The sequence below is a fragment of the Ilyomonas limi genome (genome assembly GCF_005233845.1).
Classification (GTDB): domain Bacteria; phylum Bacteroidota; class Bacteroidia; order Chitinophagales; family Chitinophagaceae; genus Ilyomonas; species Ilyomonas limi.
On sequence record NZ_SZQL01000030.1, the window covers coordinates 1 to 25,649 of the forward strand.

Here is a 25,649-nt window from a genome sequence, read left to right on the forward strand (position 1 = left end):
TCATTACCCGCCCGTAATTCCTGCACCCGCCTGTCATTTACATCAAAACCAATGACGGGGTACAACTTCGAAAACTCGACCGCCAGCGGCAGCCCTACATAGCCTAAACCAATTATGGCAATCCTGTAACTTGACATAAAAACAGTAATTATCTTTTTAAGGTTAAAATAGAGTTTGTTAGACAAAAATTATTTTTAAAAGGGCTGGTGAATGGCATAAATTTTGCCATTTTCCGGCCGCAAAATTGTTATATTCATAAGCTTAGTAACAGGCATAATTCTCCTGTTAAGTATTAGCGCCGATGTGTGAAAGCAGCATTAATACTTTTGACTATGTTTAAAAAACAATAGTTTTTAAACGGCTTTTAGTATTTCAATATTCTCTTTTTCTACTTCGGCAAGAAGGTGATAACCTAATGAGGGCAGCAGTACTTTGACTGTTTTATTTTTTACCTCTACAACTTCACCTTCAAGCGCCGTAAGTGGCCCATTAAGAATGCGGACTTTATCGTTGGATTGAATATTTTTGATTACTGAAACATATTGGTATTCAGCAAGAAAATGTTTGATAACTTCGATTTCTTCGTTTTTAATAACAGCCGGCTTACCAAGCCAGTGTACAAAGTTTAATACACCTTGTGTTTCTAAAGTTAGAAAATATTCCTTTGCTGAAATGAAAACAAATACGTAAGAAGTAAACAGCGGTTCATGAATTATCTTTTTCCGGTCAGCCCATTGTTTACTCACTTTTCGTACCGGGCAGTAATTGATAATGTTCTTTTTGGTAAGCAGTTCGGCAACTTTCTTTTCAAATTTGGGCCGGGTGTATAACGCGTACCATTTTTTGGTATTTAGCATACAAAGGTTTTAGAGTTAAGCTTTGGTTGGTGAGCAATAGACAGGCTATCGCCAATCCCGCTTACATGTTTACCTTAAGCAGGTTTTATTATTGTATAAATTTTTTACTACATCGGCGTAAAAGCGCAAACCAGTTTTGGTAAGATTTGCACATATACACCACAAGACAGCACACTTCGCATTCCAGTTAATTATTCATTACCTGGGATTCAAGATACCTTATGTTTTTTTTGAATTGGATTCTGTAAAGCCTATGATAAGTATCAGTTAGGGTTACATCATAGGAAATACGGATATGTATAGCGAATGCGCATTCAGCAATTAATCAACTCTACGTTTTGGTTTATATAAAAAATCAGAATTGATAAGAACCTTATTTCAAATTATCTGAATACGCTATAGTAAGCGATTTTTGATGTGTATTCTTCCTTGTTTAAAAACTTAAGGGTTAGAATTTTCACTCAGCAAAAGTATTTACGCTAAATATAAGCCTTTTGTTCATTTTTGTTCTTAATTCTTTCAACACGTCTTTATACATTAGTAATTTCCGATAAACTGGATAGCTTTTCAAATCCTGTTTTCTTTATCAGTTCAGTAAATTGCCTGAACTGCTTTTGATTAATCTCTTTTAAAAGAGATGCCAGCAAGAGGTATAATATTGTGCTGAGTTTTTTTGACGTAAAATAAAATTCAGATGGGTATAGCCGCACAAAGACCGCTTTAGCTTCTTTTTGCTCATTAATTTTTATAAGAGCAATAGCTTTTAACAACAACAATTGTTCATAACACCCACCACTTATGTGACCTTCTTTGTGCTGGTAATTTGTAAAAGCATAATTGATATAGAACAATGCTTCCTCATAGTGCTTGGTCAGAACAAGGGCAAGAGACAACGGGTACTCAAAACAATTGTATAAATAGCGGCTACTTTTAGTAGATTTTATAACATTATGCATATTGTATGCTTCTGCCAATATTTGCTCAGCATTTGGTTGATGTTCATCTGCATAAAAAAGTTTGCCTGCAAAGTACCAGCTATAAACAAACGCCGGCATATCAGGTGAAAGATTTTGACGCTGTAAATATTCATAATTTTTTTTTAACGCTTTAAGATTGTTCGTAAGCCAATCGCGTGTGCATAATAAAGAATATCCAAACAATTGACCTTCGGGTGTCTTATTTTCATTAAGATAAAATCTAATTCCTAAACCGAAAAAGGAACTAAGTTTATCTATATTGATAAAATGCTCAAAATAAAATTTACGGCCAATGGTAGTTTTTGCAACAGCACGCTGAAACTTCTCAATTAGTTCCGGCTTTTTTTGCAAAAAGCTGATGGTATGTCCCATAAACGTAAGGAAAGCATCATCATTTTCATTTTTTATCTGCAGTTCTTTAAAGAGACTAAGACAGTAAAAAAGAACACTGGGATCTTCTTCCTGCAATGCCCGATCACTGTTCCGCTCCTTTAGTATTAGCATTTCGTCGGGAGAATCGTAATTACAGTACTTTGCCAGTATGATAAGCGTAGAATTTGAAGCAGCATATTTTGCTTTCACCAGCCCAAAAAAACGCCTCAGTGTATTTTGATTAAGAGAGAAACCGGTTTTATTGAAAATCTCGGTACAGAGCAAACTGCAATCACCATAAGAAGTTACGCTGCGCCCAAATACTTCTTCTACCTCCTTTCGGATGATTGTAGCTATATTACCCTTCTCCTTCAACGGTTTATCCATTATATTAATATATGTATCCTGCCAAATATAGGGTACTATTTCATCAATACAGTTTAAATTTAGGGCGGTATTATTAAATATATGCTGGAAGTTGAAGAGAAGAAGAAAGATAGCGGGACGAAATTGCCTTGTACGTTGTGATGCAAACAAGGTGGAATTATGTGTCCTCACCGGTTGTTGATAAAGGTAGTAAGGAATGGAAATGCAGTCGGTATTTTAAACAGTTTTAGAGTGAGTATCTGCATAAGCAATCCAGGTATTTACAGCCTAACTGCCCTTTTACCAGTATCTCATTGGTAAGCAGTTTACAAAAGCCGTAGTAGGAGTAAGCACCTCATTCAGAGTAAAAATCAACCAGCTCAGCAGAAGAACTACTTGCTTCTTAAAAGCTCGTTTATCTCTATGTCATTATTACACTGGCCATTACTAAATATAATCAACATCTATCAAACATTCAATGGCATTATTCTTCATGTTTTGTGTGACGGTGTAATAATTGAATTAAACCAAATCTTAGTTTTAGAAGATAAAAAAGCGCTACAATAATTGTTGTAGCGCTTTGATAATCAGGTGGAGAATACCGGAGTCGAACCGGTGACCTCTTGCATGCCATGCAAGCGCTCTAGCCAGCTGAGCTAATTCCCCGTTTGCAGGGAGGCAAAAATAAAGGTTTCCAGTTGCCTGCAAAAACATTTATAAAAAATTATCCGTCCTCATTCGCTACCAATAATTGCTTATTCAAATGCATATTTGTGAATATGGGTATGAATTTCGGGCAGTTGCATGAAAGCTGCCGTGCCATACCACAAAAACAAATCAAAATCAAACACTTTTGCCTGCACTGCGGGGTCGGTGGCTACTAATTGCTTTCCTTCTTCTACAGTCGAAACATTGAACACATAAATGCCACGATAATTTTGATCATTTTTTTCCAACGGACCAGCAGTAAGCAATTTGCCTTCGCTGGCAAGCCGGTTAATGTTCTTAAAGTGACCGGCAAAAATACTATCGCGTTGCTGCTGGCTTAATCCCGTGGCAGTGCCGCTTTTCAGCATAGCAAGTACATACATCTTCATACCTCTTTCATCGGCACCTAATTTTTTGGCTAATGTAGAATCGTAATCTTTATTGGGCTTTTGTTGTGCAATGCCTGATAAACAAAACAGCAATGAGGAAAGAAAAAATATCCATAAAAAGAACACTTTTTTCATAGCAGATTAGTTGAATGGTTATACAGTAAAAATAAGAATTTAAGGACATAAGCAACCGGAATTTACACCAACATTCAGCATCGCTTTTGTTGTCTGTTTTTCTAACATTCCCTTACACCTCCAAACTGGTATAAAACCTACATATTTAGTACTTTTGCAGTCCGATTTATGAATCTACATACACTGCTACAGCAGTATCAAAATGAAAAGCGCGTTATTCAGCTAACGCACCAGCTTTCTTTTGCCCCAACCGATCAGTCTTCCGAAAAAGTTTTTCTCAAAAACCTGCAGGGCAGCAGCGCAGAGTTTATGGTGGCATCTGTATTTGCACATCCTAACACGCAGAGTTTGAATCATTTGGTAGTGTTGAACGATGCAGAAGAAGCAGCTTATTTTCAGAATACACTGGAAAATTTAACCTCCGCATTAGACTTGTTTTACTTTCCTTCTTCGTTTAAAAACAGGAAGAATTTCCGCCTGCTCAACTCCTCGCACGTCATGTTGCGAACCGAAGCGTTGACGAAGTTATCTGCCGGTGGTAATAAAAAGATTGTGGTCACCTATCCCGAAGCATTGTTCGAGAAAGTGGTGCTGCCAAAGACACTCAGCGGCAATATCATCAACATTAAAGTGAATGATACCATTAGCCTCGAAAGTTTGCTCGAACTTTTTAGCATGTATGGTTTTGTGCGCAGCGATTTCGTGTACGAGCCGGGGCAATATGCACTGCGCGGCGGTATTTTGGATATTTATTCTTTCGGTAATGAAAAACCGTACCGTGTAGAATTATTTGGCAACGAAGTGGACAGCATCCGCATTTTTGATCCTGAAACGCAGTTGAGTGAGCGCAAACTGTTGCAGGTATCCATCATTCCCAATGTAGAGACACAATTTGAAACCGGCGATAAAGTTTCCTTGCTTGAATTTCTTCCCGAAAACACCATTGTATGGCTAAAAGACTGGGATGTAATTAAGGAAAAAATAGAAGTGCAGGAAGAAGACCTGGGCTTGTATTTAGAAAGAACAAAAGCGGAAGCCGAGCACTTAAAGGAAGAAAGTGAAAGACTAAAAAAAGAAGGCTTTACCAAAAAAGCAGCAGCCTTGCTGGAAGGTGAAAACGAGGAAGAAGATGAAACAACCATTCTGAAAGAAGTAAGCCTGCCGGACTTCTCGCCGGCAGCAACAATAGAGCGGCAAATACAACAGCGGCACATTGTAGAGTTTGGTTATAAGCCACAATTTGCAGTTACTGAAATTGAATTTAACACCAAATCACAACCTTCTTTCAACCGCCAGTTTGATTTGCTGATTACGAATTTAAAAGCGCACGAAGCTGCCAAATACAGCATTTATATTTTTGCAGAACAGGCAAAGCAATTAGAGCGGCTGCACAGTATTTTTACGGATTTAAAAACGGAAATACAATTTGTACCTGTTGCTACCAGCATACACGAAGGTTTTATAGATGAAGACCTGAAAATAGTGTGCTATACCGATCATCAGATTTTTCAGCGTTATCATAAATACCGTGTAAAACAAGCATATAATAAAAACAAGGCACTTACGCTTAAAACCTTACGGGACCTGCAACCCGGCGATTTTGTAACACATATAGATCATGGCGTGGGTACCTACAGCGGCTTGCAAAAAATAGAAGTAGCTGGTCGCTTGCAGGAAGCGGTGCGCATCATTTATAAAGGTAGCGATATATTGTATGTAAACATTAATTCGCTGCACAAAATAAGCAAATACACCGGCAAAGAAGGCACGGAGCCGAAGATTAATAAACTGGGCAGCGATGTATGGAATAAGCTGAAAGAAAAGACAAAAACGAAGGTTAAAGAAATTGCTTTCGACCTTATTAAATTATACGCACAGCGTAAAGCACAGCACGGCTTTGCGTATGCACCCGACAATTACATGCAATCTGAGTTGGAAGCTTCTTTTATTTATGAAGACACGCCCGACCAGGCAAAGGCTGTTGCTGATGTAAAGAAAGATATGGAGCAGCAATCGCCCATGGACCGTTTGGTGTGCGGTGATGTGGGTTTTGGTAAAACAGAAGTCGCCATTCGTGCGGCATTCAAAGCAGTGTTGGATGGCAAACAGGTGGCAGTATTAGTACCAACCACTATTCTTGCTTTTCAGCATTATAAAACGTTTGAAGATCGGTTGAAAGAGTTTCCGGTAAGTGTAGATTATGTGAACCGCTTTAAATCATCAAAAGAAAAAAAAGAAACCTACCAGAAAGTTGCAGATGGTAAAGTGGACATCATTGTAGGCACCCATGCATTACTAAGTAAAGATGTCAAGTTTAAGGACCTGGGCTTAATGATTATTGATGAAGAGCAGAAGTTTGGCGTGGCGCATAAAGAGAAATTGAAAACACTGAAAACGAATGTGGATTGCTTAACATTAACCGCAACACCTATCCCACGCACACTGCATTTTAGCCTGATGGGCGCACGCGATTTAAGTATTATCAATACGCCGCCACCTAACCGGCAACCGATACAAACCGAAGTGCAGGTATTTAATTTAGAAACTATCCGCGATGCGATTTATTATGAAACAGAGCGTGGAGGTCAAGTGTTCTTTATTCACAACCGTGTACAAGGCTTGCCCGAAATGGCTGCCATGATACAGGCGCAATGTCCGGACTTAAGTATTTCTTACGCGCACGGACAAATGGAAGGCGACCAGTTGGAAGAAAAGATTCTGGATTTTATAGATAGAAAATACGATGTACTGGTGTGTACCAATATTGTAGAAAGCGGCGTGGATATCCCGAATGTGAATACGATTATCGTAAACAATGCACATCATTTTGGCCTGAGCGATTTGCACCAGTTGCGCGGTCGTGTGGGTCGCAGTAATAAGAAAGCGTTTTGTTATTTGTTAGCTCCGCCGATGAGCACCTTACCGACCGACAGCCGTAAGCGCTTGCAAACATTAGAGCAATTCAGTGAGTTAGGTAGCGGTTTCCAGATTGCAATGCGCGATTTGGATATACGTGGTGCAGGTAATTTGCTGGGTGGTGAGCAAAGCGGCTTTATGGCAGAGATTGGCTTTGAAATGTACCAGAAGATTTTGGATGAAGCAGTGCGCGAACTGAAGCGTACTTCGTTCAAAGATCTGTTTAAAGAAGAGATCAGCAAGCAGGATGATTATGTAACAGACTGCACCATTGATACCGATTTGGAAATATTGATACCAGATGATTATGTAGAAAGTATTACTGAACGTTTATCGCTTTATACACGATTAGATAATTGCGAAGATGAACGTGAGTTGCAGGCTTTTCATGCAGAAATGCAAGACCGTTTTGGACCGATGCCAAAGCCGGTGGAAGATTTGTTTACCACCGTTCGCTGCCGCCGCTTAGCAATAGATTTGGGCTTTGAGAAAATGAGTTTAAAGGATAACACGCTGCGTTGTTATTTCATCAACCGTCCAGACTCGCCATATTTTGAAAGTGATTTGTTTAAGCGCATTTTGGATTACCTGCAAACAGGCACCAACAAAGCGCGTTTAAAACAAGCCGGTAAAAACTTTTTACTGATTAGTGATGATGTGAAGGATATGAATGACATGCATCGGTTTTTAAAGCGCATGCATACAGAAGTGATTGGGGTGAGCGCGGAGAGTGTGGTGGGGTAAAATTTTTATATTTGAAAATGTACAATAGATTAACCATAATTGGTAATGGTTTTGATTTAGCACATGGGCTTAAAACAAGCTACAAGAATTTCTTGGATTGGTATATGTGTAAATCTTTTGAACGGTTTTGTGAAAACAAACACTATTCTGATTCTTTAATTACAATTTCAAATAAGTATAGTGGTATGTATTCAAGGTTTGCTCAAATGCCTAAAACTTTCGAAGATGTATTGACCTTTATTTCATCTAATGAATATCAACATGTTAATTACCAGTCTAAATTTTTCAATGGCTTATTAAAGACTTTTAAAACAAATAATTGGGTTGATATTGAAAGAGAATATTTTAATTTATTAAAAAACTACTTTTCCAATCCTAATATAAACAATAAAAAAGAGGTTGTTACAAAGCTAAATAAAGAGTTTGATTTTATAATTCTTCAACTTGCGGATTATATCGAAACAATAAATAAAATTATTTTAAATGTACCTAAATTAGAAATAGATAATTCTGCAACTAATCTAAAACGAGCCTTTAAAACTGTCAGTAAAAACTTTGAAATTAAGTTTTTAAATTTTAACTACACAGATACACTGCAACTAAAAGATTATGCAAATGAAGACGATATAATTCATATTCACGGTAGAGTTACTAACATAAAAAATAACCCAATCATCTTTGGCTATGGGGATGAAAGTGATCCTGCTTATCAAAATATTGAAGATTCAGGCGAGAATGTATATTTAGAACATATAAAGTCCTTTGGTTATCTTCAAACACATAATTATCATGATCTACTTTCTTATATAGACTCAGCACCTTATGAAGTTTTTATAGTAGGACATTCTTGTGGCTTATCGGACCGGATTTTATTAAATACAATATTTGAACATCCGAATTGTAAAAGGATCGAAATCTTTTATCATGTTAGAAATGATGGTAGTGATAATTTCAAAGAAATTACTCAAGAAATCTCACGACATTTTAAACCTCATAATAAGGATATGATGCGTAGAAAAATATTGAATAAAGACATAAGGAGTTTCATTCCGCAAAATAAACTTTCATAAGTTTTGCTCATGCGTTCATTTTATAAAACACCAACAACCCCAACCCCTCAGGTTTTCACCAAACACACATACATTCTCCCAGACTGATACAATGATTTTCGCTCACCGGTTTTTTGAACATGCTGAAAGCCATTTGCCGCAAACAACTCCTGTAACTCCGTAAACGGCACAGGATAAGGAACCCATTGATTCGCTCTTGTAGTATCGTATTCAATAATGATAAAAATGGCATCTGGCAACAAGTATGTTTTAAGCTTTTGCAGTAATGCTGTTTTGTTTTTTACATAATGCAATGCGTTCGCCATCAAAATACCACTTAATCCATACAGGGCTAAATCATCTTCCACAAAGTCTGCTTTTACAGGCGTAATGGTTATTTCATTGTTTGCAGTTTGCAAACTGGATGGTAATCTTTTATCTACTGCATAAATGTTACTTCCGCTGTGTAATCTTGCTGATAAAACGGTTGTAAACAGCCCATTGCCGCAACCCAAATCTGCCCATTGAGCCGGCTGTAAATTATCTATGGGCGTAGCTGATAAGAATTGTGCTGCTTCGCTAAAAGTCATAATAGCTAAAGATAGGTTTATTCATCAACTTATACACGCTACTTCCGCCCATGTTGGTGTTCTTCACCAACAGGATGAATGCTACCTCCGGCAACTGCCGCAGTAAAGAGTGTCGGTAATACCATAAAAACTGCACAACACTGTTTACAAATAATTGGGAGGAATATTTTTTCAAATTTAGGCGGGTGTCTCACCATCCGAAATGTTGATAGTTCATTCTAAAGATAGGTAAGTAAAAATGTACTTATTCCCTTTCATACATCTCCGCTCCTTTACACCTTTGAGGCATACTTCTACATTTTCTCATTTAACATTTCCGAAAGTTTTCGTATTTCAAAAACTTCTTTACATTTGAACTACTAAATTCTTCGTACTTAAACTTTTTATTATGAAAAAACTACGATTTTCATCTGCTTTATTGCTGGCGTTTATTGCATGCGCCGGCTTTGCACAAACAGCCCCCATCCCACCTGCAGCGCCTATACCACCCATTCACGATAAAGGTGAAAGCATCATCATTCATAAGAACGGCGATAACAAAGAAAAGCTCACCATTGTTGTGGATGGAGATAATATAACCATCAACGGCAAATCCGCAAAGGACTTTAAAGATGGCGATGTACAGGTTATTCGCAGAGACCGCGATTTTGTAATGCCTGCGGTGCCACCCATGTTTCCGCAAGGTGGCGCTAAAGCTTTTGTAAGAAACTTCAATTATCGCGACAACGATGCAATGCTGGGTATTATGCCAACAGATGCCGATAATGGTGCAAAAATTAATGAAGTAACCGAAGGCAGTGCTGCCGATAAAGCTGGCTTGAAAGAGGGTGATGTAATTACGAAAATCAATGATACTAAAATAGAAGACGCCGACGATGTATATGATGCTATAGGCAAATACAAGCCCAACGATAAAATAACCATCACCTATATGCGTGATGGCAAAGAAAGCACCGCAACAGCTACATTGGACAAGAATAAGTCACGTGCTTTTGCATGGAGCAACAACGATGATGCCTTTGATGTGTTCAGAAATAATCCTGCTTTCAATTTTGAATGGAATGATAATAAGCCACGCTTAGGCTTACGTGTGCAGGATATCGAGAATAGCCAGGGCGTAAAGGTAATGGACATCAACGACGATGATTCGCCAGCTGCCAAAGCCGGATTGAAAGAAGATGATATAATCACCGGAGTGAATGGCAAAGCCGTGCAGAGTGTAAAGGATATAAAAGATCAGTTGAAAGAGATAAAGCCCGGCGATGATGTAAAGCTGCAATACAAGCGCAACGGTACTGTTCAATCTGCAACCGTACACATTCCAAAGCCGCTGCAAACATCTGATTTGTAATCCCGATATAGAGTTTATCATGTGCAAAAAACCGCTGTTTTTACAGTGGTTTTTTGCTTTAAACAAGCTGTGATGCTTTGTGGCTTTATTGTAACAACATAAACCTAATCGTTTCTTCTTTTATTAGGAGTAGTATGAAAACACAGCAAGGTGTTTTTTCTTTTTTATGGGACGAGCTGCAGAATAAAAATTAAGCTGTAGAGGCGTCGCACACTGCAACTGTAAAATATTTATTGAGCTTTTATGCGAGTAAGGGCATCAAACCGTGAAGAGGCTAAAACGCAAATAAAATTAAAGCAATATTCTTTTTCCGCCTTTAATCCCATTCATCTCAGGCATCTTCTCAAATTTTCGTTCCGTTTGGCAAACTATTAGCAATAAGCCATTGATTACAATTAGCTTATCTTCATTTCATCTGCATGAAAAAAAAAATATTTATACCGCGCGATATTAGCTGGCTTTCTTTTAATGCCCGTGTGTTGCAGGAAGCCAACGATAAAACGGTACCGCTCAGAGACAGGATTCGTTTTTTAGGTATTTTTTCTAATAACCTCGATGAGTTTTTTCGTGTGCGCGTAGCCACACTCAAGCGCATGATACAGTTTGGCGGCAAAAAGCTAAATATGCATCGTGTATCTAATCCACATGCTGTGCTGGATGCCATACAACTTACGGTACTAAAGCAGCAAAGCGAGTTTGATAGGATATGGGCGCACATTTGTACTGAGATGCAACAGCAGCATGTTTTTTTGATAAACGAAAAACATTTGGATAAAGAACAGCAGGAGTATGTAAAAGAATATTTTATAGATAAAGTACGCTCCAACATTATCCCGCTATTGATAGAAGATGTACCCGCATTGCCCTACCTACGCGAAAAAAGTATTTTTTTAGGCGTAGTGATGAGCAATGTTTCGCAGGCGTATGCACAAAAATTTGCATTGATTGAAGTGCCGTCAAGAGTGCTGGGGCGCTTTGTTACGCTGCCCGAAAAGAACGGCAATAAATACATTATTTTGCTGGAAGATGTTATTCGCTTTAGCCTGCCGTATATCTTTTCTTATTTCAACTACGAGCGGTACGATGCACATATTTTCAAGATTACCAAAGATGCGGAAATAGATATTGATACTGACCTTTCTACCAATTTTGTACAAAAGATAGAGAAAGGCTTAAAAAACCGGCGCAAGGGCAAGCCAACACGCTTTGTATATGATAAAGAGATGAACAGCAGCCTGCTCGAATACCTGATACAAAAGCTGCATCTTACACGGCGCGATAATATTATTCCCGGCGGCCGCATTCACAACTTCCGGCATTTTATGGACTTCCCGGATGTGTTTCCGCCGCATGGCAAAAAGCTGGTACAACCCTTTACGCATCCGGCATTGCAGCGCCGCACACGTGTAACCGAGGCAGTGCTGGAGCAAGACATTATGCTGTGCTTTCCCTACCATACCTTTAATACCATTACCGATTTACTGCGCGAAGCAGCCATTGAACCGGATGTTGTTTCTATAAAAATTACGGCTTACCGGCTTGCCGAAGAATCTACCATTGTAAACGCATTGATTAATGCGGCGCGCAATGGCAAACAGGTTACGGTAGTGCTGGAACTTCGCGCCCGTTTTAACGAAGAAGCCAACCTCGAATGGAAAGTACGGCTGGAAGACGAAGGCGTAAAAGTATTGGTAGGCTTGCCCAACCTGAAGGTACATGCCAAGGTATGCGTCATTAAAAGGCGCAATCTTAAGCACACGCAGGAATATGGTTTTGTAAGTACCGGCAATCTCAACGAAAAAACATCGAATGTATATATTGATTTTTGCCTGCTTACTGCTAACCGCAATATAATGGCCGACATCAACCGCATCTTCCGCTATCTTGAAAACCCAAAGAGTGATGCGCCTTTGCTTGCCTGCAAAACGTTGATGATAGCACCCACCAACATACGGCAGCAATTAACGCATTTGATAGATAAAGAAATTAAGCAGACTAAAGCCAAAAAGAAAGCCATTATTACGCTAAAGCTTAATTCGCTAAGCGATGAAAAACTCATTCTGAAGTTGTACGAAGCTGCACATGCCGGTGTAAAACTGCACCTCATTATACGTGGCATTTACTCACCAAAGTTTGAGGGTGCAAAAGCCAAAAACAATGTAACTGCCATTAGCATTGTAGATCAGTTTTTGGAGCACGCGCGCCTGTATTCTTTTCGCAACGGCGGCAAAGAAAAAATGTATATCTCCTCTGCCGATTGGATGGTGCGTAACCTCGACCATCGTATAGAGGCGGCGGTGCCCATTTACGATCCGGAAATACAGCAGGAATTAAAAGATATTATTGCCATACAATTGAGCGATAACGTAAAAGCCCGCATACTTGATGACGAGCTAAGCAATCAATATGTACCGGCAGCACCCGGCGAAAAGAAAACTCGCTCGCAAATAGAAATTTACAAGTATTTACTACAAAAAACAACGGTACGTAAGGGCACGCCGGCACTGGCATAATGTATTACTTACCGGAACTCCCTTTCTTAGCGGCTTTTGCTCCCTTTGCAGGAGCTGCTTTTGCTACGGTCGTTTTTTGACCAGCGGCTTTCTTTGTTATTGCTTTTGTTGTAGCGCTCTTCTTAGCTGTAGCAGCTTTTGCAGCCGATTGCTTCATACCCCCTATGTCATTTTTATGCAAGCCTTCTATCAATATTTTTGCAGCCTTTTTTATACGGCGCAAAAACTTTTTTTCGCCCAGCAGGGCACGCAGTTCAGGCAGAGCAGCTTCCATTTTATCAGTCAATTGCTTCTTCAATTCTTTTTTGCCTGGTAGCGTTCGTTGTACATCTTTTTGTCCGTTCTCCATGTTTTTGTTGTTTTAGTTAGTATTACAAATGTAGTTCTGCCTTAGGGGCTGTAATGTTAAGGTTTAAAAGAAAGTAACTGCAAGCTGCAGGTTGTGAACCTGGAGTTATGAGCTGCGAGCAGAAAGCATGAATACTACTTATTTGGATATTATACAAATAACAGAGCCATAGTACATGTATGTGTGCAGGGGCGGAATGGCGCAGGGAAGATGGCAAGGCTATGATGATTTTAAGATTATAAAGCTAATCATTATAGCCAGCGGAAAGCAATTCCAAAAAGGCGTGTATTTATAAGGATACAGGATTATTATTACACACAAAAAACAGCTACCGGCTATAGATGCAAGCATACAGCCGGAAAAATAAATAATGATAAGGGGTTTAAAGTAAATTTTTATGCAAGTACTTCTCTAAAAGACATATTAGCCCATTGCTGCTTTTCTTCTATCCAGGAGCAGCCGTGGTTTTTTATTTGTTCTACTATGCGCCAGCCATCGTTGATGATCTGGCTGTTAAAAGCATCGTACTCCTGCTCGCTGAGGAGCATGGTGCCTACAATTTCGCCTTGCTGATTGTATATGCAATGCCGGCGTGTTTTGCCTACAAACAAGCCCTGCTTGTTGAAAATACAGTTGCCAAGGACTACACCAATTGCATCGAAGTTGGTAAGGTTTACGATGATGTTTTTAACAAGGTAAGCTTCCGGCTTGCCGGATTGATTGCATATCTGTACCATAAGTTAAGATATTGATCTGCGGTGCAAGTTAGGCAGCTTAGCTTTAACAACAATTGTTAGTAAACACGTTGGGGATAAGTGGTTGAAAAAGAGGTAATTTTTGTTATAATGTGTTTTACAGCAAAAATTTAATATATAGCATATCCGTGTTTTATTCCGCCGGTCCAAATATATAGTTTTTTTAGAATGGAGACTGGAATGATAAGTTCAAAGTTTAATGGACGTTTAAAGCGCAAAGTTGTCAAAATAAGAATTGGCAAGCACGCTTAAACCCTTGTTAGAAAACTCCGGACTTTTGTTTAAAACAGGTTGTCTGATTACTACAATTTTGAGTATTGCGGTGTAAAATTTGTAATCATTCTCAAAATTCTGTTGAGTGTTATCTACTTAGTGTTAATAAAATAATTTATATCCTAATGATATATTTATTATTTTGTTATAAATATATAATAATGTATATACATAAACTATTTTCTTAACAAAATTGTGCTAAAAAGATTAGTGTGAAAAAGTTTATTGTTGTACATTTACATGCTAATTAAATTTGAACAACAAAAGAAATAATCTAACATGAGTAATGCAGATAAACTAAAGGCCTTGAAGTTGACTATTGACAAAATAGATAAGGACTTTGGTAAAGGCAGCGTAATGATGATGAACGAAAAACCGGAAAGGCTGAATGAAGCCATTTCTACCGGCTCTATCGGTCTGGACGTTGCGCTCGGCATTGGTGGCTTGCCAAAAGGTCGTGTAGTTGAAATTTACGGACCCGAATCGAGCGGTAAAACCACTATTGCTACCCACGTAATTGCCGAAGCACAAAAGAAAGGCGGCATTTGCGCCATCATTGATGCTGAGCATGCTTTTGACAGCTCTTATGCACAAAAACTGGGTGTGGACATTGACAATCTGCTCATCTCTCAACCAGACTATGGCGAGCAGGCTTTGGAAATTGCCGACCGGCTTATCCTCTCTGGTGCAATAGACGTAGTTGTGATAGACTCTGTGGCTGCACTGGTACCAAAAGGCGAGCTGGAAGGCGAAATGGGCGACAGCAAGATGGGCTTGCAGGCGCGCTTAATGAGCCAGGCTTTACGTAAGCTCACGGCTACCATCAGCAAGACCAATACCATCTGCATTTTCATTAATCAGTTGCGCGAGAAAATAGGGGTGATGTTTGGTAACCCTGAAACAACTACCGGTGGTAACGCATTAAAATTCTATGCTTCGGTAAGGTTGGACATCCGCCGCGCTGCACAAATAAAAGATGGCGATGAAGCGATAGGTAACCACGTAAAAGTAAAAGTAGTAAAAAACAAAGTGGCACCTCCTTTCCGCGCAGCAGAGTTTGATATCATTTTTGGTGAGGGCATTAGCAAGGTTGGCGAAATTATAGATATGGGTGTTGAACTGGGCATTGTAAACAAAAGTGGTAGCTGGTTTAGCTATCAGGGCAATAAACTTGGCCAAGGGCGCGAAGCTGTAAAAGCATTGCTGCAGGACAATGAAGAACTGGCAAACGAAATAGAAGGAAAGATAAGAGCTAAAATTGCAGAATCGCAAGGTACAGGTACTCCCGCAGCAGCTGCAGTACCTGCTGATGGTGTGGAATAAAAGAATAAAAATATTGCTGCAAAGCAGTACTAAAGATAGTTTTTAGTTGGTTTAGTAAGTAAGTCGCCCTGTTTCTACAGAGCGACTTTTTTGTTTGTATAAATGCTCTTTTTATTACAACTTCAAAGTATTTCTTTTAAGGTAGGCAAAAGCCTAAAAAATAATTTAAAAGTAACGCTGCCTATTGTTCTGCAGTTGCTATGGCACAACTATTATAATACGATTTTCGTGTTGGTGCCTGCGCTACGGGCAGCATGAGGACAAGTAACACCACTCTGCACAATAACTCTTTTACTCCTTTTCCATGCGCTGGTCAATGGCGTTGCACAAGGCATTAAATATGGTTTCTACACTGCCTTCGCCATTGATGGTAACTACTTTATCCGACTCGCGATAATAATCTGCCACCACGGTAGTTTTGCGCTGGTATTCTATAATCCGTTCTCTTATTACTAATTCATTTACATCATCGGCTCGGCCACTGGTAAGTCCCCGGTTGAGCAGGCGTTTTACCAGTTCTTCTTCACTTACTTCCAGTGCCAGCACCAGTGCAATACTGGTTTTATGTAAGGCTAATAATTTGTCTAATGCTTCGGCCTGTGCATATGTGCGCGGAAAGCCATCAAACAAAAAACCTTTTACTGTTGGATTGGCTTCCAGTGCCGAACTGATCATACCTATCACCACTTCATCGGGTACCAATATACCATTATCCATAAAACCCTTAGCTTCCATACCCAACGGTGTTCTGGCAGCTATTTCGCTGCGCAATAGATCACCGGTGCTCAAATGCTTCAGGCTGTATTTTTCCACTAAGTTTTGGCTTTGAGTGCCCTTGCCGCTACCCGGCGGGCCAAACAGAATAATATTAAACATGCTCCTTTATCAGGTTGGTTATGCCAACAAAAATAAGATGCAACAGCTAATATGCACCGAAATAAATTAAATGCAACTTTTATTAAGTGTATATAAAGCACTTATTTACTGCCTACACATCCTGCCAAACAATAGCACGATTATAGAAAAACAAATACAAAGTATAAGCTAAGGTGTAAGATAAATGTACAATGATGTACGGAAGCTTGCTCTGTGCATTCGTTCAGCATCTATTTTCATCTCTCCAATTGCAAACCGTCAAATACAATAGCATAAAACCAACGATTGAGCACTGTCTCCTGTTTTATTTGCTTGTATTGCCTACAACATTTACTGCATAAGTAATTATATAATTATTGCAATTAAATGAGCGTATTAAGCGCGTCTTAACAGTTAGTAAATGAACAAATTGCACGAATACAACTAAAAAATGTGGCTAATAGTGTGGTGTGTACATTCCACACTCCAACTGTTTTGGCACGCTTTCTGAATTTTTATAAGTGTTATTGCATTTTCTAACCTTTAAATATTATTGTTATGTTAGGCTGGACTATCACATTCCTTATTATAGCCATTATAGCCGCTATATTTGGATTCGGAGGCATTGCTGCAGGTGCAGCAGGTATTGCCAAAATCTTATTCTTTATTTTCTTAGTATTGTTCCTGCTTTCTTTGATAAGAGGAAGATCGGCATCTTAGTGTGTACAAATTACAGGGACAGAAAGCTGTGTTTGTACGAATAATGGAGTAGCAACGGAAACACAGCTTTTATTAGTTTTCAAATAGAAAGCCTTTGCAAAACAGCAAAGGCTTTTTGTGTATAAAATAAAAGGGATCATTATTGCTACTCTATAGCCTATACCTTTCTTTTTGCAGAAAGATACAGATGAAAAGTAAAAAAGATGCACATCCTCTGTGCGAATCTGTGTTATCTGTGAGGGCAATTTACCGCTGATGCTTGCCTTCTGCAAATTCTTCCACTATTTTTTTATTGAAAGCATCCAGGTCTTTGGGTGAACGGCTGGTAATAAGGCCATTATCCACTACTACTTCTTTATCTACCCAACTGGCACCCGCATTCTTAAGATCGGTTTGTATAGAAGGGTATGAAGTCATTGTTTTACCTTTAACTCTGTTTGCCTCTACCAACAACCACGGTCCGTGGCAAATGGCAGCTACCGGCTTGCCACTGTCCATAAACTGTTGAGCAAATGCCACACAATCCGGGTTCATACGCATTTTATCGGGGTTCATTACACCACCGGGAATTAATAATCCATCGTAATTATTTGCGTCCACATCTTTCAATTCCACATCTACCGGCACTTCAATTCCCCAATGATCGTGGTCCCAAGCCTTTACTTTACCTTTCTCCGGCGATACTACATCTACTTTGGCACCTGCATCTTCCAACGCCTTTTTAGGAGCAGTCAATTCTACCTGTTCAAAACCGTTTTCGGTAATAATTGCAATCTTTTTTCCTGATAATTTGGCCATAAAAAAGAGTTTGTAGTTTTAAATAAAACCACAAACTCCCAAATATTATTCCCCTGCTAACTATCCTTAAAACCTTAACATTTATACCGCTTTCAGCTAAATACGCAACGTGTGGTCTCCACCCGCAACTCATAGCTAAATGCTTGCAGCTTGTCGTTTGAGGCTGGTAGCTTACAAATACGTATCCCCTTTGCTGCGCTTTACTTCCGATACAAATTCTTTGATAGCCTGTTCTTTTTCTTTCTGGCAAATTAGCAATACATCGGGTGTATCTACCACAATGAAATCGTTCAAACCCTGTAATACCAACAGTTTATCAGATGGCGCCGAAACCATGCACTTTACTGCATCTATCACCACTACATTATTGGCAGATACGGCATTGCCCAAATGATCTTTTTCCAGGTTTTCGTAAGCGCTGTTCCAGGTACCGAGGTCGCTCCAGCCAAACGAAGATGGAATGACATACACATTATCAGCCTTCTCCATAATGGCATAATCAATAGAGATATTGGTACACAATGGATAAACGCGCTCAATTGCTTCCTGCTCGTGTGTAGTATTAAAATTGTCGTGCTCCACTGCAAACAGCTCGTACATTTCAGGCTGGTATTGCTCAAAAGCATGAATAATATCTTTTACTTTCCACACAAAAATGCCGGCATTCCACAAAAAGTCGCCGCTGGCAATAAAGGTTTTTGCCAGTTCTATATCGGGCTTTTCAGTAAATGTTTTTACTTTAAATACATTTGGCGCCACACTTTCGGTTTCGTGCTGTATGTAGCCATAACCAGTATTGGGATAGGTAGGCTTAATGCCTAAGGTTACAAACGCATTATGTTCTTTGGCAAATGCAAGCGCTTCCCCCGAAATTCTTTCAAACTCCTCTGTGTCCAGCACCAGGTGGTCGCTCGGCGTAATGATGAGGGTAGCATCAGGGTCTTTTTGCTGCAGTTTAAAAGCCATGTATGCTATGCAGGGTGCGGTATTTTTACGGCTTGGCTCTGCAACAATATTCTGTGCCGGTAGCCCGGGCAACTGCTGCTCCACAATATGCACATACTCCTGCGAGGTAACAACAAAGATGTTTTCTGCCGGTATAAACTGATTGTACCGCTCAAACGTCCACTGGATAAGGGTTTTGCCTGTATTTAAAATATCGAGAAACTGCTTGGGATAAGACACGCGGCTTTGCGGCCAAAAGCGGCTGCCAATACCACCAGCCATAATGGCTACGTAATTGTGCTGTTGTTCCATTTTTATAAAGGCTTATATAATGCCTTCCCTTAGTAAATCGTGCAAATGTAGCACTCCTGCATATACGTTGTTATCCACTACTATCAATTGCGTAATATCGTGTTTTTTCATCACATTCAGTGCTTCTATGGCAAGTGCCTGTGGTGCGATGATTTTGGGATGTTTGGAGTAAATATCTTTCGCCTGCAACAGACTGATGTTATCGTGCTGCTCCAGCATACGGCGTACATCGCCGTCAGTAATGATGCCTATAAGGCTGTTTGCTTCATCCAATACCGCCGTGCATCCTAAGCGGTTACGCGATATTTCGGTAATTACTTCTTTCACCGGCGTAATGAGCTGCACACAAGGCTTTGGGTTTATTTTATACATATCTTCTACCCGTAAATATAACCGCTTGCCAATATTGCCGCCAGGGTGATAACGGGCAAAATCCTGCTCGGTAAATTCTTTTAGTTCCATCAGGCAAACTGCCAGCACATCGCCCATTACCATTTGTGCAGTGGTGCTGTTGGTGGGAGCAAGGTTGTTGGGACAAGCTTCTGCCACTACGCTTGCATTTATAACAAAATCGGCATGTGCAGCGAGGTAAGATTGGGTATTGCCTACCATTCCAATCAGCCTATTACCAAAGCCTTTTATCAGTGGCACCAACGCTTTTACTTCAGGACTGTTGCCACTATTGCTTAAAATCATCACCATATCCTCCCGCTGTATCATGCCCAAATCGCCATGTATCGCATCGGCAGCGTGCATAAAAAGGGCAGGCGTACCGGTGGAGTTGAAAGTAGCCACAATCTTTTGCGCTATAATTGCACTTTTACCAATACCGCTAATGATAATGCGTCCTTTACTTTGATGAATAGCAGTAACTGTTTTCTCAAAATTATCATTGATAAAAGCAGTAAGCGCTGCTACACTTTGTGCTTCGGAACGGATGGTTTGTATTGCTGTTGTAAGAATATCTGCCGCCATAGCGTGGGCAAAGGTAATGGTTGTGAGTGGTGAGTAGTTAATTGTAAACAGGCAGTTAGGAGTGGGAATTATGGAATATGGAAGAAGTAATATCTAATATTTGTTAGAGTTAGAAGTGAATTTAGAAACATATAACAATGTTAAATAGTATGGCTATTATACCCAAACAGGAACGCCGGCTGTTATTAGGCAATGAAGAAAAGGGTTAACATTATTTATCCAATTACTTTTGCGGCGTTATGAGGCGCAACCGGCTATTTTCTGTATGTATACTACTGCTTATAAGTTCTTTGGCGATGGCGCAATCTACCACTATTTCCGGTATTGTAGCCGATAAGCAAAGCGACGAACCCATCCCTTTTGCTGCCGTTACTTTTCGCAAAGATGGCAGGGGAATACTCACCGATTCGCTGGGCAAATTTTCTTTATATATTGTTGGCATCGAGGCAAGTGATACGCTGGAAATAAACAGTGTAGGCTACAAAATAGTGTACATTCCTTTTAATACATTAAAAGATTCTGCACAGCTAACAGTACAACTGGAAGTGCTGCCGCCGCAAAACGAAGCGGTAGTAAAAAGCAAATACAACCGCGCCTTGTGGTTTTGGAAAAAGGTAGTTGCGGCCAAACCTAAGAACGATATGCGCCGGTTTGACAACTACGGCTACGAAGTGTATAACAAACTGGAATTGGATATTGATAATGTAAATAAAGATAAACTGGGCAACTTGCCTTTGCTTAAGAAACTAAACTTTGTGCTGGATTACGTAGATACTACATCGGAAAGCAAACCTTACCTTCCGGTATATCTGACTGAGACACTATCTGATTTTTACAAACAACGCCAGCCTTACCGCACCCGCGAAGTTATTAAAGCTTCTATCACCAATGGTTTGGATAATGAAAGCCTGATTAAATACCTCGGCAGCACATACCAGAATGTGAATGTGTACGACAATACTATCCCGGTTTTTGATAAATATTTTGTAAGTCCTTTTGCCGATAATGCCGATGCTTTTTACAAATTCAAACTGCAGGATACACAATACCTCAATAAAAAACGGCTGGTGCATTTTCTGTTTCAGCCAAAACATCCGGGGGCCAACCTGTTTACCGGCGATTGCTGGGTAAACGATACGTCTTTCGCAATACAAAAGATTACCATGCGCCCTTCTACTGATGCGAACATCAATTTCATTACCGGCTTAAGTATTATTCAGGAATATAAATTTGTGGGCGACAGTACATGGTTTTTGTATAAAGATAAATTTGTGGCAGACCTGTCGCCGCTTGGCAAAAAGCACGTCAGCTTTAAGGGCCGCAAAACCACCACTTACCAGCATGTACTCATCAATGATACCGCCGTTGATAACGAATTGGCTAAAAGCAAGCCGAGCGAAGACATGATTGTACTGCACGGCGTATTGAATAAGCCGGATTCTTTTTGGCAAAAAAACCGTCACGAACCGCTCAACAACAACGAACAAACCGTGTATAAAGTGCTGGATACGCTGGAGAATAATAAAACGTATGTCCGTTACCGCAATCTCATTCATTTCTTTAGCACAGGTGTAAAAGATATTGGCAATATACGCATTGGTCCATGGTATTACTGGCTTACTTCCAACCGTTGGGAAGGCACACGCGTACGGTTCGATTTATCTACCAATACCGATTTTAGCAAACATTGGTATTTTAAAGGCTATGCAGCTTACGGCTTTACCGATAAGGCGCTGAAAGGGAGCTTGGAAGCCCGCTACCGCTTTCGAAAACAGCCCTATTCGTATGCAAGTATTTTTTATAAAAAAGATATTGACAACGGGCAAACCACATACGATCAGTTGAGCAGCGATAATTTGTTTGCTTCTTTTTTGCGTAAGCCCGGCATTGAAAGCAAATACCAGCAGATTGAAACACGCCGTGCCCAATATTACACAGAAACCAACAAAGGCTTTGGTATAGGTATTTTGGTGCAAAATCGCCGGTTTACGCCATTACTCAACCTGCCTTCTAAAGAATTGTTTCCGGTAAAAGGCGGCGAACCGATGAATGCTTCTGAAGTTACATTGCACCTGCGATACGCATATCAGGAACGCACGTACGACGAAAATTTTGACCATTACACGCTGGGTAGCCTTTACCCGATGGTGGATGTTTATTACACACATGGTTTTAAAGGATTGTTGAGCAGCAGTTATAAATTTGATAAAATAGATTTTACCGTACACGATTATATTAAACTAACGCCTTATGGCGAGTTGTACTACAATTTTTTTGCAGGCAAAACCTGGGGCACGTTACCTTATCAGTTGCTTAATATTCAGCCGGGCAATGACTGGTATTATTACAGCCGCAACTCCTTCAACCTGATGCACCGTTTCGAGTACATCAGCGATCAGTATGCAGGCTTTAACCTGGAACACAACATTGGCAGCGGTATTTTTCGCTATACCAAGCTTACGCGTAAAATGAAGCTCCGCCAGTTTTGGGAGGTGAAAGGCGTAGTGGGTAGTCTTAGCGATGCCAATAAGCAACTCAATTTTGTAGGTGAGCATCCGTTCTCCTCGCTGGATGGGAAGTTGTATATGGAGGTGGGCACGGGCATAGATAACATTTTTAAATTCTTCCGCATAGATTGTATCTGGCGTGTATTGCCTCAGCCGTTACCAGTACAGCAAGCCGACCGTTTCGGTGTTTTCTTTGGGTTTCGGCTGAGCTTATAACCGCAAAGACGCGCAGGCACAAGGGATAAGGATGGAACATTTAAGCGCGTACGTGAGTTTTAAATCACAGAGACACAGGAGCAAAACACAGAGGAACACAGCGTAAGTCGAGTACTTTCTTCCATCAGGTATATCAGAAAATATCAGTAAAATCATTATCCGAAAAACATCTCCTAAAATAAAACCCGCCGGTGCAATGTGCCGCCGGCGGGAAAACCTATATGGAACAAAAGATCAATGGCTGTTAATTGTACACTTTTATCTGATATACATAATCCTGTACCTGCTTTATTTGCTGCTCGCGGTCAAGGTTCTTAAGGGACGAACTTGCAGGCAGCTTGATGTTCTGGTAAGTAGTATCGTTTTTCTTTAAATCTTCCAGCAGCTGATAAATACCTTTTGCTTTTACGGCAAATACCACCCCTTCGGCCTGGCGCTCGCGGGTACTTAAAATACCAACTATCTCCCCATTTTTATTTAATACAGGGCCACCGGAGTTGCCGGGATTTGCAGGCAACGATATCTGCAGGCTGGCAGTATCGCCATCGTAGCCCGCTGTGGCGCTGATATAGCCAGAATTATATACAATAATATTGCGCGGATAGCCCAGCGTATATACTTCGGAGCCTAAATCGAAATTGCTTTTTTTGACTGCATACGGTAACGAAGTAACCGGCTTAAAGTTTTCATCGTCAATCTTCAATAGTGCCAGATCGGTCGAATCATCTTTATATACAATGGTGGCACTTAACTCCGGACCATTGCTATTGCTTACTACTACACCTTTGCCTTTTAGCACGTGCGCATTGGTAACAAGGTAACCTTTTCTGTCAATTAAAAAGCCGGTACCGCCGCTGGTGTAGGTAGGCTTTTCAGGAATTTTCGGGTTCCTTTTAAATTCAGCAGCCAAAACATTGGTCTTTGTATTCAATTCTTTTACCTGCCGGCTCAATTCCTGCAGATCAGACTTGGTGGTAGCCGGCGAAAGTTGGGTAACCAAAAAACTGATGCCCAATGCAACTACACCCGCTATGGAAGCAGCAATGCCAATGGTGCGCTTATATTTATTCCAGAATTGTATTACATGCCCCTTGGTATTCAGTTCGCCGCCTTCGTATATATCGCCTTTTTCTACCAAATCGTTATGCACTTCATTCAAGCTGTGCATCAGTTCTTTTTGCCCTGCATACAAGTCCATTTGTTGCAAAAAGAGGCGGTGCTCCACCACCATCTGGTCTATCTCCGGCGTATTGCGGCGTAGCTGCTGAAAATACTTTTTTTCTTCAGGCAGCATAGTGCCATTAAGGTATCTTTCAATAGCATCTAATAACTGAAGGTCTTCCATTTATTCACCAATATTATATTGCGAAAAGAATAATTTTTTTAGCCGCATCAAACATTTGTATTTCTGCGTTTTTGCATTATCTGCATTGGTATATCCAAAATCAGCTGCAATGTCGTGCATGCTTTTCTTTTGTAAGTAGTACGATTCGAGTAAGCTTTTGCAGGGCTCACCCAAGCTGTTCATTGCCCGGTCCATAATAGCAAAATCGGCATTGCGCTTTTCGTGTATTGCTATATCATCTTCTACCGCTATCGTTTCTTCCAGTATTTCGGATTGTGCTACATACCTGCCCATTTGCTGCAGCCGTTTAAGCCAGAGACGCCTGCATACTGAGTAGAGGTACGTTTTTATTTGTGAAGTAAGGACAAAAGACTCGCTTTTTGCTTTTTCGTACAGCGTTATCATTGCTTCCTGAAAAATGTCTCTTGCATCATCGTAGGAGCCGCTGTTGTTTAATATAAAAGCCTGCACCATTTTAAAGTTGTCTTTATAAATAGTTTCAATTGCTTTTGCATCATTTTCAGCTAAACCACGTAAGAGAAGCTGTTCGTTTGTCTCTGGTTTCACTCCTGAATGTATTTTTAATACCATCGCCGCGCTAAAAGTAACCCAAATAGTGTGTAAAAAAATTCTTTGAAATTTTTTAGAAACAGGTGGTTACTTTTTGCAGGTCGGCCGTATTAATCATAATTGTTTAACAATAAAAAACAACAACATGAAAAAATTATTATTAGTTGCAGTAGTTGCAGCAGCTTTATCTTTTACTGCATGTGGTGGCAGCAATGATGAAAGCACAACAACATCGGACACCTCTACAGTTGTAACCCAGGATACTGCAAAAGTAGTAACTGATACTACCATTACAACTGATACTATTAATAATAACAAGTAGCAAAGCTTAGCTGATTACAACTGAATTTTAAAATTTTTAGTTGTTTTTGGGTTACCTCTTTTCATTTTGGGTATTAATTCTCAAAATTCACTCACAAAACATTCACAACAAATGAAAAAGCTTTTATTGGTTTTAGCAATCGGTGCTTTTGCAGCAGCTTGCGGTGGTAACACCAGCGATACTACTACAGACAGTACAACAACTACTGTTGATACTACAAGTACGATGATGGCTCCAGCCCCTGCAACAACTGACACAACAACCATGGGCGCTGATAGCACAACAATGGGTGCTGATTCTACAAAGTAAATTTATTGTAAGCTACTCACATAGGTCAGTGCTTGCTGACTGATTAGCTGATTAACTTTTTTCATATGGCAAGCAATCGTTAGAGGCCGTCCCTATTCTTAGGGAGGG

22 protein-coding genes, 1 tRNA gene and 1 pseudogene are annotated in these 25,649 nt (G+C 40.0%); 9 read left to right on the forward strand and 15 right to left on the reverse strand.

Annotated elements, in window-relative coordinates; translation table 11 throughout:
- The 5 genes and pseudogenes from FC093_RS22030 to FC093_RS22050 form a co-directional block, all read right to left on the reverse strand.
- Positions 1–137 (reverse strand): annotated as a pseudogene (locus FC093_RS22030) (Vi polysaccharide biosynthesis UDP-N-acetylglucosamine C-6 dehydrogenase TviB); the annotation flags it as partial.
- Between the two features lie 216 nt (positions 138–353).
- Positions 354–857 carry a UpxY family transcription antiterminator gene (locus FC093_RS22035; RefSeq protein WP_137263985.1) on the reverse strand — a complete coding sequence of 168 codons (504 nt, stop codon included), beginning with the start codon at positions 855–857 and terminating at the stop codon, positions 354–356.
- A gap of 530 nt (positions 858–1,387) precedes the next feature.
- A complete protein-coding gene (locus tag FC093_RS22040) occupies positions 1,388–2,185 on the reverse strand; it encodes a hypothetical protein (protein WP_137263986.1) in 798 nt (265 codons plus the stop codon).
- A 979-nt stretch (positions 2,186–3,164) separates the two neighbouring features.
- Positions 3,165–3,238 (reverse strand) — tRNA-Ala (locus FC093_RS22045).
- An 89-nt stretch (positions 3,239–3,327) separates the two neighbouring features.
- Positions 3,328–3,804 carry a YciI family protein gene (locus FC093_RS22050; protein WP_137263987.1) on the reverse strand — a complete coding sequence of 159 codons (477 nt, stop codon included), beginning with the start codon at positions 3,802–3,804 and terminating at the stop codon, positions 3,328–3,330.
- Between the two features lie 168 nt (positions 3,805–3,972).
- Here FC093_RS22050 and mfd point away from each other — a divergent pair, with 168 nt between their 5' ends.
- The gene (gene mfd, locus FC093_RS22055) at positions 3,973–7,464 is read left to right on the forward strand and encodes a transcription-repair coupling factor (RefSeq protein WP_137263988.1); all 3,492 of its coding nucleotides are present in this window, start codon (positions 3,973–3,975) and stop codon (positions 7,462–7,464) included.
- 17 nt (positions 7,465–7,481) lie between these two features.
- A complete protein-coding gene (locus tag FC093_RS22060) occupies positions 7,482–8,534 on the forward strand; it encodes an AbiH family protein (protein ID WP_137263989.1) in 1,053 nt (350 codons plus the stop codon).
- Positions 8,535–8,581: 47 nt separating this feature from the next.
- On the opposite strand, the gene FC093_RS22065 is transcribed toward FC093_RS22060, so the two are convergent.
- Both FC093_RS22065 and FC093_RS22070 read right to left on the reverse strand, forming a co-directional pair.
- Positions 8,582–9,103, reverse strand: coding sequence for a class I SAM-dependent methyltransferase (locus FC093_RS22065; protein WP_137263990.1), 522 nt, complete (start codon positions 9,101–9,103; stop codon positions 8,582–8,584).
- A complete protein-coding gene (locus FC093_RS22070; protein WP_137263991.1) occupies positions 9,093–9,278 on the reverse strand; it encodes a hypothetical protein in 186 nt (61 codons plus the stop codon). Before FC093_RS22070 ends, FC093_RS22065 begins: the two co-directional genes overlap by 11 nt.
- 213 nt (positions 9,279–9,491) lie before the next feature.
- Here FC093_RS22070 and FC093_RS22075 point away from each other — a divergent pair, with 213 nt between their 5' ends.
- Both FC093_RS22075 and ppk1 read left to right on the forward strand, forming a co-directional pair.
- Positions 9,492–10,454, forward strand: a complete 963-nt coding sequence (locus tag FC093_RS22075; RefSeq protein WP_137263992.1) for a PDZ domain-containing protein — start codon at positions 9,492–9,494, stop codon at positions 10,452–10,454.
- Positions 10,455–10,873: 419 nt separating this feature from the next.
- Positions 10,874–12,967, forward strand: coding sequence for a polyphosphate kinase 1 (ppk1, locus tag FC093_RS22080; protein WP_137263993.1), 2,094 nt, complete (start codon positions 10,874–10,876; stop codon positions 12,965–12,967).
- Positions 12,968–12,971: 4 nt separating this feature from the next.
- Here the strand turns inward: ppk1 and FC093_RS22085 are convergent, their stop codons facing one another.
- Both FC093_RS22085 and FC093_RS22090 read right to left on the reverse strand, forming a co-directional pair.
- Positions 12,972–13,316 (reverse strand): hypothetical protein, encoded by a 345-nt coding sequence (locus FC093_RS22085; RefSeq protein WP_137263994.1) that lies wholly within the window; start codon positions 13,314–13,316, stop codon positions 12,972–12,974.
- 395 nt (positions 13,317–13,711) lie between these two features.
- Complete coding sequence (locus FC093_RS22090; RefSeq protein ID WP_137263995.1) at positions 13,712–14,053, reverse strand: hypothetical protein; 342 nt, start codon at positions 14,051–14,053, stop codon at positions 13,712–13,714.
- A gap of 570 nt (positions 14,054–14,623) precedes the next feature.
- On the opposite strand from FC093_RS22090, the gene recA reads away from it, so the two are divergent.
- Entirely contained in the window at positions 14,624–15,667 is a 1,044-nt protein-coding gene (recA, locus tag FC093_RS22095; RefSeq protein WP_137263996.1) for a recombinase RecA, read from the forward strand.
- Between the two features lie 291 nt (positions 15,668–15,958).
- Here recA and FC093_RS22100 read toward each other — a convergent pair whose 3' ends face one another.
- On the reverse strand, positions 15,959–16,543 hold the full coding sequence (locus FC093_RS22100; RefSeq protein ID WP_137263997.1) for an adenylate kinase: 585 nt from the start codon (positions 16,541–16,543) through the stop codon (positions 15,959–15,961).
- A gap of 537 nt (positions 16,544–17,080) precedes the next feature.
- Here FC093_RS22100 and FC093_RS22105 point away from each other — a divergent pair.
- Positions 17,081–17,242 (forward strand): DUF1328 family protein, encoded by a 162-nt coding sequence (locus FC093_RS22105; protein ID WP_137263998.1) that lies wholly within the window; start codon positions 17,081–17,083, stop codon positions 17,240–17,242.
- Positions 17,243–17,488: 246 nt separating this feature from the next.
- Here the strand turns inward: FC093_RS22105 and FC093_RS22110 are convergent, their stop codons facing one another.
- The 3 genes from FC093_RS22110 to FC093_RS22120 form a co-directional block, all read right to left on the reverse strand.
- A complete protein-coding gene (locus FC093_RS22110) occupies positions 17,489–18,040 on the reverse strand; it encodes a type 1 glutamine amidotransferase domain-containing protein (protein ID WP_137263999.1) in 552 nt (183 codons plus the stop codon).
- 171 nt (positions 18,041–18,211) lie between these two features.
- On the reverse strand, positions 18,212–19,297 hold the full coding sequence (locus FC093_RS22115) for a mannose-1-phosphate guanylyltransferase (protein ID WP_137264000.1): 1,086 nt from the start codon (positions 19,295–19,297) through the stop codon (positions 18,212–18,214).
- A 12-nt stretch (positions 19,298–19,309) separates the two neighbouring features.
- A complete protein-coding gene (locus FC093_RS22120) occupies positions 19,310–20,272 on the reverse strand; it encodes a KpsF/GutQ family sugar-phosphate isomerase (RefSeq protein WP_137264001.1) in 963 nt (320 codons plus the stop codon).
- Positions 20,273–20,568: 296 nt separating this feature from the next.
- Between FC093_RS22120 and FC093_RS22125 the strand changes: the two genes are divergently transcribed.
- On the forward strand, positions 20,569–22,995 hold the full coding sequence (locus tag FC093_RS22125) for a DUF5686 family protein (RefSeq protein WP_170971186.1): 2,427 nt from the start codon (positions 20,569–20,571) through the stop codon (positions 22,993–22,995).
- A 244-nt stretch (positions 22,996–23,239) separates the two neighbouring features.
- Here the strand turns inward: FC093_RS22125 and FC093_RS22130 are convergent, their stop codons facing one another.
- Positions 23,240–24,340: a S1C family serine protease gene (locus FC093_RS22130; protein ID WP_137264003.1), complete on the reverse strand. Its 1,101-nt coding sequence runs from the start codon at positions 24,338–24,340 to the stop codon at positions 23,240–23,242.
- A complete protein-coding gene (locus tag FC093_RS22135; protein ID WP_206106658.1) occupies positions 24,341–24,907 on the reverse strand; it encodes an RNA polymerase sigma factor in 567 nt (188 codons plus the stop codon).
- 148 nt (positions 24,908–25,055) lie between these two features.
- Between FC093_RS22135 and FC093_RS23895 the strand changes: the two genes are divergently transcribed.
- Positions 25,056–25,232 carry a hypothetical protein gene (locus FC093_RS23895; protein ID WP_170971187.1) on the forward strand — a complete coding sequence of 59 codons (177 nt, stop codon included), beginning with the start codon at positions 25,056–25,058 and terminating at the stop codon, positions 25,230–25,232.
- A gap of 111 nt (positions 25,233–25,343) precedes the next feature.
- Complete coding sequence (locus tag FC093_RS22140) at positions 25,344–25,541, forward strand: hypothetical protein (RefSeq protein WP_137264005.1); 198 nt, start codon at positions 25,344–25,346, stop codon at positions 25,539–25,541.
- Positions 25,542–25,649 lie beyond the last annotated feature (108 nt).